The organism is Bacillus sp. FJAT-29937, assembly GCF_001509555.1.
GTDB lineage: Bacteria > Bacillota > Bacilli > Bacillales > Cytobacillaceae > Cytobacillus.
The window spans coordinates 193,711-211,469 of the sequence record NZ_LMAS01000001.1 but is presented as its reverse complement, the minus strand read 5'-3'; the positions used below and the strand labels follow the sequence as shown (position 1 = coordinate 211,469).

Genomic DNA, 17,759 nt, shown 5'->3' with positions numbered 1-17,759 from the left:
AAAGTACGTAATCGTTAACTACTTCCCTACGCTAGTATGATCTAGATCAGGTTCGAAGGGTTCATCTCAGCCTCAAAAGGCGCCCCTAGTAGAATGAAAATATTTATAATATTCATACATAGAATAGCATGAATAATATTTAATGCAAGTAAAATAATTCCATTAAAAAAAGAACTGCCTAAGAGCAGTTCCTTATACTTCAACAGTCCAGCCAAACGGATCTTCTTCAGTTCCATTTTGAATGCCAGTTAAAGTTTCATATAGTTTTTTCGCCAATTGTCCAGTTTGCCCATTGTTCACAATTAATTTTTCATTTTTCCATGAAAATTCGCCTATCGGTGAAATAACAGCAGCTGTTCCAGTGCCAAACGCTTCCTCCAGCTTGCCGTCTAAGCTTGCTTGGTAAACTTCATCCATAGAAATTTTCCGTTCAACAATTGGTAAATTCCAGTGCTTTAATAGCTGAATGATGGAATCACGGGTCACCCCTTGTAAAATGCTGCCATTTAATTCAGGCGTAATAATTTCGCCATTAATCTTAAAGAAGACATTCATGCTTCCAACTTCTTCAATGTACTTCTTTTCTTTCCCATCAAGCCATAAAACTTGGGAATAGCCTGCTTTACCGGAAACCTCTTGGGCTTTCAAGCTGCCAGCATAATTTCCTGCTGTTTTTGCGTCACCAGTACCGCCTTTTACCGCACGAACATATTCTGTTTCAACTGCGATCTTTACTGGGTTAATTCCTTCTTTATAATAAGCACCTACTGGAGAAAGAATGATAATAAATTGATAGTTTAAGGAAGCTGATACACCTAAATGGACTTCAGTTGAAATAATGAATGGACGAATATATAAAGACGTACCTTCAAGATTAGGGACCCAGTCTCTGTCAACTCTAATTAGCTCTTTCAATGCCTCTAATGCAAGCTCTTCATCCAGTTCAGGCATGCACAAGCGAGCGCTTGATCGGTTTAACCGCTCAAAATTTTTATTTGGCCTAAATAAAAAAACTTTTTCATCCTGCGTTAAATAGGCCTTTAACCCTTCAAACACTGTCTGTCCATAATGAAAAATTGTGGCTGCAGGGTCTAAAGTAATAGGTTGATATGGAACAATCCTCGGTTCATGCCAGCCTTTTCCTTCCGTATAGTCCATAATAAACATATGATCTGTAAAGGTTCTTCCGAATTCAAGCTTGTCGAATGCCGGCTTTTCTTTTCTAGTTGTCGCTAAGTTAATTTCAATTTGATGGTCTTTCATTCTTCAATTCCCTGCCTTTTTATATGCTATGTACTTTATATGATTTATTCAATCACTAAAAAAGTTCCTTAGGACTAACACTAAAGAGAATTAAATATTATTTTTAAATAATTTCTAATTGTCGTGATTGTTATTTTTAATTATCCGACAATTTATGGTCATTTGTCGAGAGGTTTTTACAAATATTTTAAAAAATTATTTTTATCATTTAAACCAGCCTTTTTCCTTAGACTGAGTTATGGCCTCAATTCTGTTTTTTACCTCAAGTTTGTCTAGAATTTGCGAGATATAATTTCGTACTGTCCCTGTTTTAATGCTCAATTCATCAGCAATTTCTTTCGTGTTTTTTCCATCAGCCACAAGCTCAAGAACCGCTTTTTCCCGATCTGTTAAGGGATTTTCTTCGTTATAAACATCATCCATTAATTCTGGCGCATAAATTCTTCTTCCGGTCATCACTGTTCTGATTGAGTCTGCCAGTTCTTCACTTGGACTATCCTTTAATAAATAGCCTCGTACACCGGCCTTCAATGCTCTTTGAAAATAACCTGTTCTTGCAAAGGTGGTTAGGATAATGACCTTGCAACCGGATTCCTTTAATTCTTCTGCTGCCTCAAGTCCGCTTTTTTCCGGCATTTCGATGTCCATTATACAAATGTCTGGATTATGTTGATTTACGAGTGAAATAGCTTCTACGCCATTGCTCGCCTTTCCGACTACTTCCATATCATCTTCCAAATTGAGCAGTGAACCTAATGCGCCTAACATCATGCGCTGGTCCTCTGCAATGACAATCCGAATCATGAATGTTCCTCCTAATCTGCCTGCTTTATTACATTTGGTACTTTCATCGTAATGGCAGTCCCATCTTGTTCAATGATTTTAAGCGTGCCATTGACAAATTCCAGCCTTTCTTTAATACCAAGTAATCCGCTGCCTTTTAACTCGTCATAATTGCTCCCAATACCAATCCCGTTATCTTTAATCTTTATACAAACCTCATTAGCTGTTTGCTCAATTGTTATTTTACATAGAGTAGCCTTGCTATGCTTAACAACATTGGTTACAGCTTCCTTCATACACATGCTGAGAATGTTCTCAAGAAAAATGGATACATTAGTAAGCTTTAGTTCATTGCTGCAAATGAATTCGATTTGTGCTGCATCAAGAAGCTGCTTTATGCTAACAAGTTCCTCTTTTATCCGTATACCCCTCATTTGAGAAACCATTTTTCGTACTTCATTTAATGCTGTTCTAGCCGTTTGCTGAACATCCTTCATTTCATTTCGTGCTTGTTCCTGGTCTTTGTACACTAATCTTCTTGCTAAATCACTCTTTAATCCAATGAGTGAGAGCTTTTGCCCTAATGTATCATGCAAATCCCGGGCGATTCTCTGGCGTTCTTCCTGTTTCACGAGATCCGCTATTCTCTTATTCGCATATTCAAGCTGTTCTTCAAGCTTCTCTTGTTTTTTCTTATTATACAAATTAAATGGAAGAAGAATGACACTAATCCAAATAATAATGATAAATGGCAATTGACTTAAAAAAAGCTCATCCCTCAGGATAAAGTTATAATTAATCGAAAAAGTTGTGGCTATTAAATGGATGATATATAGCGTTAAAAAAGCGATGCGATTTTTAATATTTCCATTATAGTAGGCAATATAAAAAGCAAAATAGACAAATTGAAAATGAATGGTCATTGTTATGGAAATAGCGATCAAAATACAAGTCCATAAATACACTGGCCACTTTTTTGAAATAAAAGCAAGCCTGTATGTGACAAAAAAAAGAATTGTCAGGATGATTCCAATAATAATATCAATTGTTGATGAAGATTGAAAAATAAAATAAAATGGCAGGATACTAAAAACACTCCAAATATATGGAGCAATTCCTGAGCTTTTTAACGTTGTTAAATACTTGTTTACCATACTTATCCCTCAAATAAATTAATCATTTCTTCCGTATTTTAATTTTAACATAAAAAGGCAAGGTTCTCATTCAATGTGAGGCCCTGCCTTAATTTATAGGAAGTAAAACATAAGATGGGTTATTTAATAATATTAAGCTGTTTCTCTCTTTCGCTCTGTTTCTTCATGTAATAAGCAGCCTCTTTATAAGTAACAAACTTATTATTTAATTCATCCCAAAGTCGGAAGCGAAGTGATTGTATGCTTGTCTTTAAAGAAACAGTGGGAACGTTTTTTAACGGTTCAGTATTTTCGTGTGCCTCCTCTAATTTATAGTTAGGCACTCTTGGACTTAAATGGTGGACATGGTGGTAACCGATATTCCCTGTCAGCCATTGCAGCAGCTTCGGAAGCTTATAAAAGGAGCTGCCTTCAACTGCAGCTTTTACATATTCCCAATGCTCATCCGCTTCGAAATATGAATCTTCAAATGTATGCTGAACGTAGAAAAGCCATATACCAGCTGAACCAGAGATTAAGAAGATTGGAGCCTGAACCAAAACAAATGCTTCCCATCCAATCACCCAGCACATTAGACTGTATAATGCAACAATTGAAATATTTGTTAAGTAAGTATTTAAGCGCTCCTTCGTTCTTGCACCTTTTCTGTTAAAGCGATTCACGATTAAAAATTGATAAATCGGGCCAAGGCCGAACATGACAAACGGATTGCGATATAATCGATAAGCTAAACGCTGCCAAAACGATGCAGAAATATATTCTTCAACCGTAAGCATCCAAATATCCCCTACACCGCGCTTATCTAAATTACTGCTTGTGGCATGATGGACAGAATGGTCGTGCTGCCATTGGCTGAATGGAAAAATGGTCAAAATCCCTGTAATCGTTCCAACGATTTTATTAGCCGTTCGATTTTTAAAGAAGGAATGGTGACAGCAATCATGAAAAATAATGAAAATCCGAACTAGGAAACCGGCTGCCACAACGGCAAATGCAAGCGTTAACAAGTAGGATACTGTCAAACTTTTATATGCAAGAAACCATAATAAGAAAAAAGGAATTAATGTATTTATCATTTGCCAAACACTGGCTTTCATAATTGGTTTTTCGTAGGGAGCCATTTGTTTTCTTAAATTAATTTGCTTTTGTTTGGTCATATTAAGTGTATCCTTTCTCTCTATTTTTTCTTATTATATATAATTGAACTTAGAATTATAAGGCATACGTGTCATGTACAAACCATGATAAATGTCATGGTTGAAAAATAATTGGCGGAGGAGATTAAGATATGAACCGGATATTTAATAAGTTTTTACAGAAAGCAAAGACAACTTTACATTCAACAACAGCCATGGTTAAAGAGAGAATTTATGCAGTAACTGGCACTTCTTCTGTAACCGTTATGCAGCTGGCTGATTTTATTCGCAAACACCCGGATACAAAAGTTAATAAAAAGGAGCTATTGGGTCAAATATTTTATTTTTACGAATTGAAAAAGGATGACGTTCTGTATTCTCTTGAATGCAGAAATTCATATATTCTTCAATTGGACGTACATGCTGGAGACGAACGTATTGTGGCATACCGTTCTTACAGGGATCACTATCAATTAAATACACCGATAAAATTTCCTGAACTAAATGCGGAATAAAACATAAGGACCTCCATGAAAATAGAGGTCCTGACATTATGAAAAAATATTTTTAATACTGTCGATTAGATTCTTAAAAAAGTCGGATATGGCCTGCAGAAACCCTTTATCACCTACTGCATCTTCTATGCGCTGTTTAATATCCTTTGAAATATCTTCGAGTTGAGATTGAACATTGTCAAAATTAATATTTAAGCTGCGCATTTTTTCAAATAAATCAATAAGCAGCTGACGATCTTGTTCACTCAGTTGGATTTCCAATGTCTTTAACTGATCGTTAATGATTTGTTCAATTTCTTCCTTCGATACTGGATTTTTGTTGGCAATCTCTTTTTTGATTTCTGTCAAAAGCTCTGTGATCTTATCTTGATCCATGCCTTCCTTTTTGGCTAATTGAGTGGCAAGATTCAGTTCTTCGTTAGCAACCTCGGTGTGCTCTGTATTTAACCCTTCGCCATTTCCTTCATCATAGGCTTTATAAATACCGACTAATGCCGAGTGTCCTGAAACCTTCACCGGAGAGGCCACTTCAACTATTGCATCCTGTATCCCCGCAGTTAAAAGCGCATTCGCATACATTTCATCTGTTACTTCGGTAATATTTTCTGGGGTAACTTGTTTAATGACAAGCCCTTCACCCGCTTCTTTTCGGGTGATTTTTGCGGAAGAATACATATTCGCACGCTTGTCCCCTTTAATATAGGTAACTAGGTCATCTCCAGTCACCGTTATTTCAGTTACTTTACTCGTGTCATTTACGCCTAGTAATTTTCGTACTTCATCCTTTTGGGCAGAGGATAATTTTTCCCCATATACAACGATAGGGAGTCCGAATTTTTCATTAATACTTTCTTCATCATTGTTTCCATTAGCTGCGAGTGCAGTGGTTCCGAGATTTGCTGCAAATAAAAAAACAAATCCAATCATCATCCATTTCGTTAACTTCTTTAACATGTATACACTCTCCAATAAATTTTGAACTACTATAGCAATCTATCAGCTATACAAATTAATCATAAGTATAGCATGCAGAAATTTTAACACACATGATGAAAAAATTCTCGTCCTAGATATAAAGATTCATTGTTTTTGAATGGGATGACTTTTTAAAGCATGAAAGGAATAGGCAAGCTTCTTTGCAAAATTCAGTGGCGGTTCAACTGATTGCAAATGTATATAGAGGATATGCGGCTTTGTAAATATCCAATGATTGTGTAAGGCGCTGACGATAATCCCCTGTGAGACAACCGCATGCATAAAGCCTGGGACTTCCTCTTCTAAAATAGCGATTTCCGCCAAATTTAAAGCAGTTCCGTTTTGATCTAATGCCTCAAATGAAAACCCTGCAGGAACAACGGATGATGTTGGACGCCCTTGTACTGACGCTTTAAAATCACGCTGCATTTCTACAGAACATACACCTTTCTCAAACTTGCCTTTTCCGTTCAATATTTTTCCGAATTGATTGCATAACACCTTTATGTCATCCATATGAACCCTCCTCTTGTTAGAAGATTCATATGAATGAGAATAAAGATTTATGAAATGTGTTTATGATTGAATGCTTCCTTATTGATTATTTTCTTCAACTGTCTCTAAGAGCTTAAATAGAAAAAGATAAACAAGCTTGGACGCTTCACCTATTGTCATTTCTTCCGTAAAACCTTCCACACCATTAAGTGCAAAGTTGAAATCCCATAATCCATCGGCTTGAGAAAATAATAAACTGAACTTTGGATCCCCTTTTAATTCATTCATCAAAAAGCTCTTAATGGCCTTTTCATGCTTCTTCTGCAGCTTTAACCCTAACATCACTTCATATGTGCCAAAGACATCATCTACCTCTAAACATAGAGAGTCTGTACTTACGATATTAAGACGGCTAGTTTCTATGTAAATAAATTCTTGTTTATGTTTTTCCAAATAATGAATCGGCGTATGGAGAAATTCTTCAGATTCCTCTGCAAGCAACTCCTCTGTTTCTTTATTGCTGCGCTCGATATAAGCATCGCTGAAAAGGAAGTCATCGTTTTTTTCTGAAATAATCATTTCTTCAGAAATCAGCTGCTGTTTCTTCGCATAGTCTATTTCTTCTTTAAATAATTCAACATTCGGAAGTTCTTGCAGTAAAAAAGCATTAAATTTTGACTTTAGCATATTCATGTTCTCCTTTGTTTCATAGTTGGATATTATTATTCATTTTGCTCGTTTTTCATTGGAATAGCAAACAAAAAAACAGACATTTAAACCCACTGTCTGTTTTTGCTTCTGTAATTTGTTATTCTACGCCTGAAAGTTCTTATTTTCAATGACAGTTACTTTGGAATGGGTGCTGCTTCCAATATGTTTAGTATTCTGTACTAGATTATAGATATTTAAACACGATTTCTTTGCTCCAGCGACTAATAAAGGTACACCGATAAAATCGATTTTTAACCCTCTTGAAAAAAACCCTCCCATTGTCATAGCAAAAGGTACGGTTGGTGATGTGTTGGAAAAAATAATTTTTTCATCTATTTGAAATTGTTCCTCGAGTATTTGACAAAGGTTTTTTAATGCGGGAACAACTAGCTTAGACGATCTTCTTCCTAAAGTATAAACAGAATTCCCCTCATCATCTTTCCCATGAAAAATAATCCTTCCAGCATCCGACTTTTCAAGCTTATTAAAATACGGAACGTGTAATATTTCTTCCCTTGTCAACACCCGATTGGTCGGAAGTTTTCGCAAATGATAGGCTGCAGCAAGTGATGTCGTATGTGTGCCGCCGAAATCGTTATATATATAGATCAATGTGATCATCCCTCTAATTAGTCCTGCTGTTATTATTTCCAAGTAATATGTAAATAAACCAAGCCTGCTCATTAACTAATTAATTATTCCCTTTTGAATGATTTCAACTTTCACGTCCGAGTTAAAAGTTATCGTTGGATAAACCTTATGCCAGTCAAGTTCCTTCCATATATGATGATGCTTCGCGATCATTCGTCTTCCAATTCCTAAACCGTCGCAATTTGCTTCTTGCAGCTGTTTTGTAACCTTTTGTGCTTGCTTTGTCAGCTTTTTTGAAAGAACTTTATTGAGTTTAAGAATTTCCTTTTGCGAATCTAAAACATCATGTGGGTATTCGACAACTCTAGCCTTTACCTCGAGGTCTATATTAACAATAATATTTGATGGATTTTTAGCTTTTATGGTAATTTTTCTTTTTGCATGTGATATGTCAAATGTAATAAAATCTTTAACACTTTCTGTATCGTAAATCTTTTTCGTAAATCTGGCCATTTTTGAAAGATGCCCATTTAAAAGGTTAAATAGGACAGTGTCGTCCCTGTTTAAATCCTTTCCAGAGTAAATTTTCCCATCAAACAGAGCGGATCCCATCACTTTTGCTGTTTTATGATCAATTCGATGAATAATCGGGATCGTAATGTCCTGTCCTGGATCCAAGATGATTGTCCCAATTGATTGAACATCATTGTTTTTCAACATTGTCGCATCTTCGGCACTCGATAATAAATCTGAAACATATTCACCAATTAATATTTCAGCTTCACTGCCTAATTTTATGACTTCTTTAGCTTTCCCTTTAACTATTGCTAACTTGGCATTTAATGCATTTTTTGGATCTCTGTAAAATACATCTAATATGTAGTAAAACTCTTTTAAGGCAAGCTTTTCCCCAACGAGAAGAACCTGTAATTTGGATCCATCGATTTTTTTTGGAACCTCCAGATCTATTTTGTCACGTGCTCCCCGAGGGGTGCTATCAATTTCTGAAAATGTAACGGTTTTTGTCCTTTGTTCACCCGACCCTACAGAGCCTTCTGAAGTACGAATGGAAACAGTTGTTGAAATTTTATTCGTATCTTCTAAATCAAATCCTACACTATTTATTAAACTAACATCTTTTAATAAGTTCTGATCCCAACAGCCTGTTAATAAAAGAGTTGAAAGGAGTAATATATTAATGATCTTTCGCATGCTGCTGCCCCTTTCTGTAGAATAGAACAAACGGTAAGAGCACTATAGGAATGGAAACTATAATATAACCTGCAAATGATGCATATTTACTGAATTGATCTATTGACTGTTGTGTATCTGATGGCAATTGTGCAGCGAAATAAATGATTGCTAAAATAATCAATGTATTTTTAGAAGACTTTTTGCTGTTAAATAAGCCTTTTATACAATCAGCACCCCAGTATACATACGATACAAAAGAAGTGAAAACCGATACAATCCAGATAGATAAAAAGAGAAGGTCTGTTCTTTCAATAATTTTAAATGAAAAGGCTTTAATTAAATAAAGCAGCGGCTCTGGAATTAAAAGGATATCAGCTGGACTAAAAAATAAGAAGCATGCGATTACCGCTAATAAATAGAAAAGTGTTACGACTATGTTTGCAGCTGTAATTAATTTGAATTTTAATTTTGTGTCTCCGGATGTCATAGCTGTTAAAAACATAATAATTTCGAAGCCCAGAAGAGCGATAATTGCATCCTTCGTGGCCATTAATATCTCCTTCCATCCTGTGCTTGCAATTGGCATAATATAAAAAATATTAGCGTCCTTAAGCGAATAGATGATTAACCCTAGAAAGATAAATAGAAAAAAAGATACGATAACATTAAATCTTGCAATGACTCGCATTTCTTCCTTTGCTAAGAAATAACAACAAACGGCCATCAGTAAGGTAATAATCCAGTTAGGTGTTTCTGGTAAAACCCATCTATCAAGAATTCTTGTGTATAAAATTAGAATAAGAACGCCGACAATAATTCCATAAAGCAAAAGACCCATTTCAAATATTTTACGAATTTTCTTCCCAAATAATAACTCTACGATTTCTTTCACTTTTTTATTTGGAAACTTCCTCATTATTAAATAGTAAAGCACTATAAAAATTTGCACGATGATGCCACCGAAGATAAGTGATATCCAGCCATCAGTTTTTGAAGCTTCAGCCATTGTATTAGGTAAGGATAAAATACCTACCCCTATTTGGGTTTGAATAATAGTAAAGAATAACTGGGCAGGAGATATTTTATTCGAGTTATTTTTCATCTTTGTCCCAGCCTCTTACCCAATTCATTTTTATTTGTCTTTTTGCCATTGTGTCTTGAGGTCGTTCTTTCATTAACCATAAAGGCAACCTAACAATGGAATCCTTTAATCCACTAACCCTAAACGGTGCAACTGGATATAAATATGGAACGCCAAAGGATTCCTGCTTACAAAGTTTGATTAAAATTAATATAAAGCCGAACATTAAACCAAAAAATCCAAATGTTGCAGCCATTAGCATAAGAGGAAACCTTAATAATCTAACGGCGGCACTTAGTTCATTTGATGGAACGACAAATGATGAAATAGCAGTAATGGCAACAACAACAATCATAATGTTAGAAACGATCCCTGCTTTTACGACAGCATCGCCAATAACTAAACCGCCGACAATGCCAATCGTTTGGCTTACGGGAGTAGGAAGCCTGATCCCAGCCTCACGAATTAATTCAATTGTTAATTCCATAATAAAAGCTTCAATTATTGGTGGATAAGGAATACCCTCTACTGCATTTTTCATAGGAATTACTAACTCATACGGCAATACTTCCAAATGAAAGGAAACGACTCCAATATAAATAGATGGGAAAGTTATAGCGATCACAAGGCTTACCATTCTTAATAATCTAATAAAGGTTGCAGTCGTCCACCTGCTGTTATAATCATCAGGTGATTGATAAAAGGAGAAGAAATTGACAGGAACAATTAAAGCCGCTGGACTTCCCTCCGTCATAATCGCAATACGTCCATCCATAATATTCGCCTTAACACGATCGGGCCTTTCAGTATATAATATTTGCGGAAATACTGTGAATGGATCGTCCTCAATAAATTCCTCAATAAAGCCAGGGCTAATTACAATATCTGTTTCCATATTCATATAAGAAAGCCTTCTTTTTACTTCCGTTAAGATCTCTTTGTTGACAAGATCATCCCGATAAATAATAGCAGCACTTGTTGTCGTTTTTGACCCAAGTTCTAATAAATGAACGATTAAATTTCTATCATTTATAAGCGTTCTAACTAAGTGTATATTGGTTGTTAATCTTTCTACAAATCCTGCATGGGAGCCACGAACTATTAATTCTGATTTAGGCTCTTCAATTGATCTTTGAATAGGATCAGACATATTGATTAGAAATATTTCATCCTTATTTCTGGCAATTATTCCAACATGTCCGTTTAAAAGCGCTTCTACAGCTTCATCAAAGTCTTTTGTTTGGAAACTCTTGATATTATTTAGATAATCTAAAAAAAGGGAATCTTCTAGTTTTGTCAAATAAGGAATAATACTTTCTGAAAATTTTTCTATTGAAACTAAACTAGATAAAAATAAAATTTCAATCATGAAGTCTCTGTTTTTTAATTTTTTAAATGAAAAATCACCTGATTCCATAAATGTTTCTTTTATTTGATCTATAAGGTTGTTTCTATGACGATGCATTTCCTATCCCCCGCCAAACAAATTCGAATTTTTTTCATCAACGTTGTAATCATGGATTGTCATTTTTAAAAATAAACCTAATTATTGTTCCTAAAGGCGATTAATGAAGTTTTTAAAGCGGCGTAACTTCCAATTGCTGCATATCCATAAAAATACCCCATAAATAATCCAGCAATAAGATTATGTCTATGGCTAATAAAAATGGAAATTCCTAAACCAAGTAATATGGCAATCAAAGGAACAAACTTTTTCGGTGTTTTAAAAAAAATCTTGATTAGCTGAGTGATTATGATAATTATAGGTATTGCTACGACCGCATCCCAAAAATTCGTGTGAATTGTTGGAAAATCCATTGATCCCACCACCTTATCCATAAGTTCTCCTTTTATTTCCTATTTATACAAAAGGTGAATTTTACATACCTCTAATACTTCCCATAATAGTTAACACTTTAGTTTAGTCTGAATAAAATACTTGGGAGGGTGTGGGCACATTGCAAAATGAAACAGAACTTCAAAGAGATCTTCGACTCATCGCTTCCCTCCAACGGGATCTTAATTTAGTTACAGCTTTTTTATTATTGACTGGTCAAATTACACTTGTTGGTGTTTTCGTTAACCCAGGAGAATTTAATCTTTCTTTAAGCGGTCCAATTTTTGGAAGAGGTCGCCTCCAAAGTAAATGTCGTGATGAACCATTTGTAAATACGATAATAGACATTGTTGATGTCATTGTTGCCGTTCTTTTAATTATTGATGAGATTCAGATTATTGGCGTGTTCATAGGTTCAAGCAGGTTCTCAATTGTCGTAAGTGGTCCAATTTTTGGGTCGCCGAAACATGAACCGACACTTCCATGCTTAAAACGAGAATATAAATTTTATAAAAAAATAGTAACGAAGTATTTTCTTGTTGATCCAACAATTTTTAGAAACATTTGAAGGGATTGGTATGTATGCCATTAACTGATTTACCTGTAATCAGGCTTTCAGAAGGTGGAAGATTTCTTCTTGCTCTCTCTATCGTTATTTTCATCTTCTTTTTTACACAGGAAAAAGCAACAGACCTACAATAGTTAAAGGCATGGCTATGAACAAATCTTCCATAGCCATGCCTTTTTAATTTCATTTCTTTATTCATTTCCATTATTATGTTGAATGACAGATGTAATAGCCTTTTCAATTTCCTCATAGCTTGTGCACCGGCAAATATTAGAAGAAAGCCATTCCTTAATTGTTTCCTTTGAAGGATTCTGCACTTTAGAAATCAATGCCTGGCAATTCATTATGAAGCCTGGAGTACAATACCCGCACTGAAAAGCAAAATGTTCAATAAATGCCTGTTGGATTAGGGTATTTTTCAACCCTTCAATCGTTGTTATTTTCTTTCCTGCTGCTTCAACAGCTAGGATGATGCATGATTTATATGGAAGTCCATCCATCATGATTGTACAAGCCCCGCAATCCCCGTTAAGGCAGCCTGGTTTTGCACCAGTTAAACCGATTTCTTGCCTGAGAACGCTTAATAAGGTAGTAAAGGGTCTTATCTCAACTTGATAGATTTCATTATTAATATTAAGGGAAACATTTAATCTATTTACTGGTGTAATATCCACTTATTTTCCCTCCAATTCAATAAGAATATCCATCAAGGTATTCTTATAAACAAATAACCGATATTCTTTTGACCCTTCAACATCACTTAATATTGGACTTGGCAAATATTTAATAGAATTATTGATTCTTTCATCAAAGGGCACTGACTTATTATTCAACTCTCTTTCAACTTCTAATGAACGAAATGGAAACGGGCATAGACCGCTAAAAGCAATCCTCATTTCATCATCTTTTTTAATCGCTGCAAAAGTGATCAAAGGATACCCTGTCTCCCATTGCTGTCTCTTTTTGATCGTTAGATGCGGCAGTTCTAAATAACTTTTTTCTGTCATCAATTGAACTAGAAATTGCCCTTCGTTTAGGCTAAGGCTTTGATTAAAAACCTGATGAATCGGGAGACTTTTCACCCCTTCATATCCTGCTGTAACAATATAGCTATCCGTTAACAGAAAAGGCAAAACAGCTTCCCGGTAAAAAATTTGCCCGCAAATATTTCCGCCTATCGTAATCTTATTGCGGGCAGTGTGATCGGCCACACCTCTAGATGTCTTGCTAAGCAAGGGGAAGTGATTGTTATCTGCTATAAAGGTTAACGAAACGCCAGCGCCTGTGAATAAAAAGTTGTCATTAACTTCGAAAACCTTGCATTCAGGAATCCCTTTTATATCAATAATCGCTCCAGGCGAAACAAGGTTTAATCTTCGAAATGTGATGATTTCCGTACCGCCGGCATAGTACATCGGCTGTTTTTGTTCTTGGCTTAATTGATAAAATATCTCGATGGCTTCCTGCAAGCTCCTGGGCTGATAATATTCAACATCAATTGCTTCCATCTGCTTCCCCTTCTTCCTTCATTCTCCATAATAATTCCGGAATAATGGGCAGATTATTAATGGGGACGGATAATGCCGCTGATAAGCTATTGCCGAGTGCAGCCGGCATGCCAATCAATCCATGTTCACCAACTCCGCGTGCCCCAAACGGTGCATCTATTTGCGGTGTTTCAACAAAATCCACAACGTATTCAGGATGCTCTCCGAATCGGATGGGCCGATACGTTCTGAATTGATGATTAAGCACTCTGCCAATTGAATCAAACACAAATGTTTCCCTGCCTCCAAAAGATAGTCCCATACTCATAGCACCCTTCACCTGTCCAGTTGCAGTAGCGCGGTTTAATACTTTACCGATATCAATGACAGATACAGCTTTAATGATTTTATAAGTATAATTTCTTGTGTCAATTTCAACTTCTACTCCTTGTGCCCCAACAGTCCATTCAGGTCCAGGCTTCCCTGCGGTCGTTTCTTTGTCCAAATAAGAAATATGCCTTAAAGTATAATTGCCGCGTCCGATGATTTGCCCGCCAATTGCATTTCCATTAGGAAACTTATAGCCATAGGCAATATCTTTAATTGGAATTCGAATAGTCGGATCGTCGCGAAGATACACGTGGCCATATCCAACCTCAAAATCCTCCTCGGGTGCGCGCAAAAGAAAGACTGCAAGCCTTTTTAATTGGCTAATAACATCTTTGGCAGCTTCTTCTAGCGCTCTTCCTGCCATAAACGTTGCGCGGCTAGCAACGGTTTTCCAATGCTCTGGTGTATTTTGGGTATTAACCGTCATTTGTACATGAATGTCTTTCATCTCCATTTTCAGCATTTCTGCCAGCATCTGCGCTAAAACGGTTTTTGACGCTGTTCCGAGCTCGACAACCCCAGACATTAAATTGATTGTTCCATCGGGGTTAAAAGTAAGGATTACACCTGAGCTTGCATCTGTATCAATTGTTGAAGTCTTCCAAAGACAGCTAATTCCTTTTGCTCTTACGATATGGTTTCCCATATCGACCATTCGACCTTCATCCCAATGGATTAATTCTTTTAATCTGGAAATGCATTTTGGAAGATTACCAACGTTACTGGAATTTAAGAGGACTTGTGTTGGGGTTGTGCTGCCTGGCATAATCGCATTCCGAAGACGCAGCTCTAACGGATCCATGTTTAGCTTATTCGCAAGCATATCCATCGTCCTTTCGAAAACAAATAAGACTTCCGAATGTCCAAAGCCGCGAAATGGAGACGCGTAAGGATGATTTGTATACATGCACAAGGAATCGCACCAGATGTTTTCAATATTATAGGGTCCTGTACAATCAACAGCGCCCGCTCTGCTAAGATCTGGAGATTTGTCAGCATATGCCCCGCCGTCAAATAAGTATAGAATTTCAGCAGCTTTAATAATTCCATCATCTGTACACCCTATTTTTACGGTCGCATCCAGACCGATATGGCAAGGAGATGTAAGAATATCCTGCTCCCTTGTATTTAGAATTTTAACTAGCCTTCCGCCTACTGCCCTTGAGGCAATATAGCACAGGATCTCTAGCTGAATGGCTGCCTTGCCGCCGAATGCCCCGCCTACTAATGGAGTATTGACGATGATTTTGCCATTTTCTATCCCGAAGTATTCTCCTATCATTCTTTTAATCATAAAAGGCGCCTGAGATGAAGATGTTATTTCAATATCGCCATTTCCATGGATTTGGGCATATGAACATCTCGTTTCCATCGCGACATGATCGGATGGACGGAAAGAAAATCTACCCTCGACTGATACCGTGCTTTCTGCCCAGCCTTTTGAAATATCTCCTTTTCGTACCTTTGTCCGGTTCGCCACATTTGTGCCAGGTTCAGGATAAGCGCTTGGAATTTTTTTATATTGGCCTAGATTTTCATGAAGAATGGGTGCTGATGGGTCTAGTGCTTCTGTTGGAGAATTTACGACTGGGAGCAGTTCATATTGTACTTTAACAGCTGCTGCTCCTCTAAATGCGAGATATGGAGAATCAGCCACAACGATGGCAACAACCTCACCATGATATCTGACTCGGTCTACAGCAATTGGCGGCCTGTCTTGGATTTCTTCACCCGTCAATGGAAGATTTCCGCCGATAATGACGGCTCGAACTCCGGGAACTTTTTCTGCCTCTGAAGTATCAATATGTTTGATGAGCGCATGTGCATACGGACTCGTTACTAGTTTTCCGTGGAGCATATCCTTCATTTCATAATCATTTGTATATTTTGCCTTGCCCGACACTTTCTCGAAGGATTCTTTTCGATAATAGCCTTTCCCGATTATTTCCATTATTGATTTCATCCCCTTCACCATTTAAAGATTCACTGAAGAGTTAGACAATAGCATCCGTATTAAATTTATGAAAAGAATGAAGAAAAGATGTTATCCCTTTCAAATAAAGGAAAAAGACCCCGATTTATTTCGGAGTCTAATTAGTTTATTCACTGGATTTCTTACCAAGGTAAGCTTCAACAACTCGTGGATCTTCCAAAAGATCAGAAGCTTTTCCATTGATAATAATTTTCCCAGTTTCCATTACGTAGCCATAATCGGCAATTTTTAGTGCTTGTTTTGCATTCTGTTCAACAAGCAAAACAGTTGTGCCTTCATCCTTGATTTCTTTAATGATCTTAAATATATCAGCGACAATTAATGGTGCAAGTCCCATAGAGGGCTCATCAAGTAAAAGCAGCTTTGGACGTGCAAGTAATGCTCTTGCAATGGCAAGCATCTGCTGCTGACCGCCAGATAAAGTTCCGCCAAGCTGGTCTTTCCTCTCCCGCAATATCGGAAAATGATCCATTACATTTTCAATATCCTTGGCGATTTCGTTATCATTACGCTGATAAGCACCCATTTCGAGGTTTTCCATTACGCTCATACTTCCAAGAATGGCTCGCCCTTCAGGAACAAGAGAAATTCCTTTTTTTAAGAGCTGGTCTGGCCTTAAGCCAGTCACATCTTCACCTAAAAACTCTATTTTGCCAGATTGCGGTTTTAATAGACCTGCAATTGATTTCATTGTCGTCGTTTTTCCAGCCCCATTAGCCCCAAGAAGTGTAACAATTTTTCCTTCCTCTACATCAAGACTAATTCCTTTTAAAGCCTGGATTTTCCCATAAAACGTCTCAATATTAGTAACTTTAAGCATTTTCTTCATCCTCCTCTGACCCGAGGTAGGCTTCAATTACCGCTTCATTATTTTGTATTTCTGCTGGTGTTCCCTCCGCCAGCTTTTTCCCGAAATTCAAAACCATGATGCGATCACAAAGCTTCATAACTAAAGGCATATCATGTTCAATTATAAGAACAGTGATTCCTCTTGCTTGAATTTTTTTAATTAAACCAAAGAGGCTTGCTGTTTCTGTTTCATTCATTCCTGCTGCAGGCTCATCGAGCAGCAATAACTTTGGATTGCTCGCTAGGGCTCTGGCAATCTCCAGTCTTCTTTGCTGACCGTAGGCTAAATTTTCTGCTGCTGTCTCTATTTCATCTGTTAACCCAACTAGTTCGAGTAATTCTTTAGCTGTTTCCTGCAGCCTGCCTTCCTCATTACGCTGTTCTTTTGTGCGCAGCACACTGCTTAATACTCCTGACTTAATTCGGCTATGTCCACCTACCATGACATTTTCTAAAGAAGTCATTTGCGGGAAAAGACGAATATTTTGGAAGGTCCGGCAAATCCCTTTTTCAGTAATTAAATGCGGTTTTATCCCGGTAATCGTATCACCAGAAAAGGTAATTTCCCCAGAAGTTGGTGGAAATAGATTTGTAATCATATTAAACATAGTCGTTTTTCCGGCGCCATTTGGGCCAATTAAACCAAAAATCTCCCCTTCATTTACACTGAAGGTTACATCTGTTAATGCTGAAATACCGCCAAAATTTTTAGAGATGTTTTTGATTTCTAGAACCAT

General features: G+C 36.8%; 19 protein-coding genes and 1 riboswitch. Of the genes, 2 read left to right on the top strand and 17 right to left on the bottom strand.

Features of this window, described 5'->3' with window-relative positions; all coding sequences use genetic code 11:
- Window positions 1-6: 6 nt before the first annotated feature.
- Window positions 7-97, bottom strand: a riboswitch (TPP riboswitch).
- Window positions 98-192: 95 nt separating this feature from the next.
- From AR328_RS00995 to AR328_RS00980, 4 genes are all read right to left on the bottom strand, one after another.
- On the bottom strand, window positions 193-1,263 hold the full coding sequence (locus AR328_RS00995; RefSeq protein WP_066288090.1) for a branched-chain amino acid aminotransferase: 1,071 nt from the start codon (window positions 1,261-1,263) through the stop codon (window positions 193-195).
- A gap of 204 nt (window positions 1,264-1,467) precedes the next feature.
- Entirely contained in the window at window positions 1,468-2,067 is a 600-nt protein-coding gene (locus AR328_RS00990) for a response regulator transcription factor (protein ID WP_066288087.1), read from the bottom strand.
- 11 nt (window positions 2,068-2,078) lie between these two features.
- Window positions 2,079-3,200: a sensor histidine kinase gene (locus AR328_RS00985; RefSeq protein ID WP_066288085.1), complete on the bottom strand. Its 1,122-nt coding sequence runs from the start codon at window positions 3,198-3,200 to the stop codon at window positions 2,079-2,081.
- Between the two features lie 119 nt (window positions 3,201-3,319).
- The gene (locus tag AR328_RS00980; protein ID WP_066288083.1) at window positions 3,320-4,357 is read right to left on the bottom strand and encodes a fatty acid desaturase; all 1,038 of its coding nucleotides are present in this window, start codon (window positions 4,355-4,357) and stop codon (window positions 3,320-3,322) included.
- Between the two features lie 131 nt (window positions 4,358-4,488).
- Between AR328_RS00980 and AR328_RS00975 the strand changes: the two genes are divergently transcribed.
- Window positions 4,489-4,851 carry a hypothetical protein gene (locus AR328_RS00975; RefSeq protein WP_066288080.1) on the top strand — a complete coding sequence of 121 codons (363 nt, stop codon included), beginning with the start codon at window positions 4,489-4,491 and terminating at the stop codon, window positions 4,849-4,851.
- Between the two features lie 36 nt (window positions 4,852-4,887).
- On the opposite strand, the gene AR328_RS00970 is transcribed toward AR328_RS00975, so the two are convergent.
- From AR328_RS00970 to AR328_RS00935, 8 genes are all read right to left on the bottom strand, one after another.
- Window positions 4,888-5,805 carry a DUF1002 domain-containing protein gene (locus tag AR328_RS00970; RefSeq protein WP_066288076.1) on the bottom strand — a complete coding sequence of 306 codons (918 nt, stop codon included), beginning with the start codon at window positions 5,803-5,805 and terminating at the stop codon, window positions 4,888-4,890.
- 126 nt (window positions 5,806-5,931) lie between these two features.
- Entirely contained in the window at window positions 5,932-6,342 is a 411-nt protein-coding gene (locus tag AR328_RS00965; RefSeq protein WP_066288073.1) for a DUF1259 domain-containing protein, read from the bottom strand.
- A 78-nt stretch (window positions 6,343-6,420) separates the two neighbouring features.
- Window positions 6,421-7,008, bottom strand: a complete 588-nt coding sequence (locus AR328_RS00960) for a branched-chain amino acid aminotransferase (RefSeq protein WP_066288070.1) — start codon at window positions 7,006-7,008, stop codon at window positions 6,421-6,423.
- Window positions 7,009-7,134: 126 nt separating this feature from the next.
- Window positions 7,135-7,644 (bottom strand): DUF3189 family protein, encoded by a 510-nt coding sequence (locus AR328_RS00955; protein ID WP_066288067.1) that lies wholly within the window; start codon window positions 7,642-7,644, stop codon window positions 7,135-7,137.
- A gap of 75 nt (window positions 7,645-7,719) precedes the next feature.
- Window positions 7,720-8,835 (bottom strand): Ger(x)C family spore germination protein, encoded by a 1,116-nt coding sequence (locus AR328_RS00950; RefSeq protein WP_066288065.1) that lies wholly within the window; start codon window positions 8,833-8,835, stop codon window positions 7,720-7,722.
- Window positions 8,819-9,919 (bottom strand): GerAB/ArcD/ProY family transporter, encoded by a 1,101-nt coding sequence (locus AR328_RS00945; RefSeq protein WP_066288062.1) that lies wholly within the window; start codon window positions 9,917-9,919, stop codon window positions 8,819-8,821. The genes AR328_RS00950 and AR328_RS00945 overlap by 17 nt, the downstream gene beginning before the upstream one ends.
- A complete protein-coding gene (locus tag AR328_RS00940; RefSeq protein ID WP_066288058.1) occupies window positions 9,909-11,363 on the bottom strand; it encodes a spore germination protein in 1,455 nt (484 codons plus the stop codon). The genes AR328_RS00945 and AR328_RS00940 overlap by 11 nt, the downstream gene beginning before the upstream one ends.
- A 77-nt stretch (window positions 11,364-11,440) precedes the next feature.
- On the bottom strand, window positions 11,441-11,716 hold the full coding sequence (locus AR328_RS00935) for a hypothetical protein (RefSeq protein WP_066288055.1): 276 nt from the start codon (window positions 11,714-11,716) through the stop codon (window positions 11,441-11,443).
- Window positions 11,717-11,847: 131 nt separating this feature from the next.
- Between AR328_RS00935 and AR328_RS00930 the strand changes: the two genes are divergently transcribed.
- Complete coding sequence (locus tag AR328_RS00930; protein WP_231734728.1) at window positions 11,848-12,303, top strand: hypothetical protein; 456 nt, start codon at window positions 11,848-11,850, stop codon at window positions 12,301-12,303.
- 191 nt (window positions 12,304-12,494) lie between these two features.
- Here the strand turns inward: AR328_RS00930 and AR328_RS00925 are convergent, their stop codons facing one another.
- From AR328_RS00925 to AR328_RS00905, 5 genes are all read right to left on the bottom strand, one after another.
- Window positions 12,495-12,977, bottom strand: a complete 483-nt coding sequence (locus AR328_RS00925) for a (2Fe-2S)-binding protein (RefSeq protein WP_156422628.1) — start codon at window positions 12,975-12,977, stop codon at window positions 12,495-12,497.
- Window positions 12,978-13,811, bottom strand: coding sequence for an FAD binding domain-containing protein (locus tag AR328_RS00920; protein WP_066288050.1), 834 nt, complete (start codon window positions 13,809-13,811; stop codon window positions 12,978-12,980). It abuts the gene before it with no gap.
- Entirely contained in the window at window positions 13,798-16,131 is a 2,334-nt protein-coding gene (locus AR328_RS00915; RefSeq protein WP_066288047.1) for a xanthine dehydrogenase family protein molybdopterin-binding subunit, read from the bottom strand. The genes AR328_RS00920 and AR328_RS00915 overlap by 14 nt, the downstream gene beginning before the upstream one ends.
- A gap of 148 nt (window positions 16,132-16,279) precedes the next feature.
- Window positions 16,280-16,993 (bottom strand): ABC transporter ATP-binding protein, encoded by a 714-nt coding sequence (locus AR328_RS00910; RefSeq protein WP_066288044.1) that lies wholly within the window; start codon window positions 16,991-16,993, stop codon window positions 16,280-16,282.
- Window positions 16,986-17,759: an ABC transporter ATP-binding protein gene (locus AR328_RS00905; protein ID WP_066288041.1), complete on the bottom strand. Its 774-nt coding sequence runs from the start codon at window positions 17,757-17,759 to the stop codon at window positions 16,986-16,988. Before AR328_RS00905 ends, AR328_RS00910 begins: the two co-directional genes overlap by 8 nt.

Bases quoted from the DNA above. Each gene is read 5' to 3' on its own strand.
- AR328_RS00950 (WP_066288065.1), bottom strand. From the start codon at position 8,835: ATGCGAAAGATCATTAATATATTACTCCTTTCAACTCTTTTATTAACA.
- AR328_RS00945 (WP_066288062.1), bottom strand. From the start codon at position 9,919: ATGAAAAATAACTCGAATAAAATATCTCCTGCCCAGTTATTCTTTACT.
- AR328_RS00940 (WP_066288058.1), bottom strand. From the start codon at position 11,363: ATGCATCGTCATAGAAACAACCTTATAGATCAAATAAAAGAAACATTT.
- AR328_RS00960 (WP_066288070.1), bottom strand. From the start codon at position 7,008: ATGCTAAAGTCAAAATTTAATGCTTTTTTACTGCAAGAACTTCCGAAT.
- AR328_RS00905 (WP_066288041.1), bottom strand. From the start codon at position 17,759: ATGGTTCTAGAAATCAAAAACATCTCTAAAAATTTTGGCGGTATTTCA.
- AR328_RS00980 (WP_066288083.1), bottom strand. From the start codon at position 4,357: ATGACCAAACAAAAGCAAATTAATTTAAGAAAACAAATGGCTCCCTAC.
- AR328_RS00910 (WP_066288044.1), bottom strand. From the start codon at position 16,993: ATGCTTAAAGTTACTAATATTGAGACGTTTTATGGGAAAATCCAGGCT.
- AR328_RS00915 (WP_066288047.1), bottom strand. From the start codon at position 16,131: ATGGAAATAATCGGGAAAGGCTATTATCGAAAAGAATCCTTCGAGAAA.
- AR328_RS00920 (WP_066288050.1), bottom strand. From the start codon at position 13,811: ATGGAAGCAATTGATGTTGAATATTATCAGCCCAGGAGCTTGCAGGAA.
- AR328_RS00970 (WP_066288076.1), bottom strand. From the start codon at position 5,805: ATGTTAAAGAAGTTAACGAAATGGATGATGATTGGATTTGTTTTTTTA.
- AR328_RS00935 (WP_066288055.1), bottom strand. From the start codon at position 11,716: ATGGATTTTCCAACAATTCACACGAATTTTTGGGATGCGGTCGTAGCA.
- AR328_RS00990 (WP_066288087.1), bottom strand. From the start codon at position 2,067: ATGATTCGGATTGTCATTGCAGAGGACCAGCGCATGATGTTAGGCGCA.
- AR328_RS00975 (WP_066288080.1), top strand. From the start codon at position 4,489: ATGAACCGGATATTTAATAAGTTTTTACAGAAAGCAAAGACAACTTTA.
- AR328_RS00965 (WP_066288073.1), bottom strand. From the start codon at position 6,342: ATGGATGACATAAAGGTGTTATGCAATCAATTCGGAAAAATATTGAAC.
- AR328_RS00995 (WP_066288090.1), bottom strand. From the start codon at position 1,263: ATGAAAGACCATCAAATTGAAATTAACTTAGCGACAACTAGAAAAGAA.
- AR328_RS00985 (WP_066288085.1), bottom strand. From the start codon at position 3,200: ATGGTAAACAAGTATTTAACAACGTTAAAAAGCTCAGGAATTGCTCCA.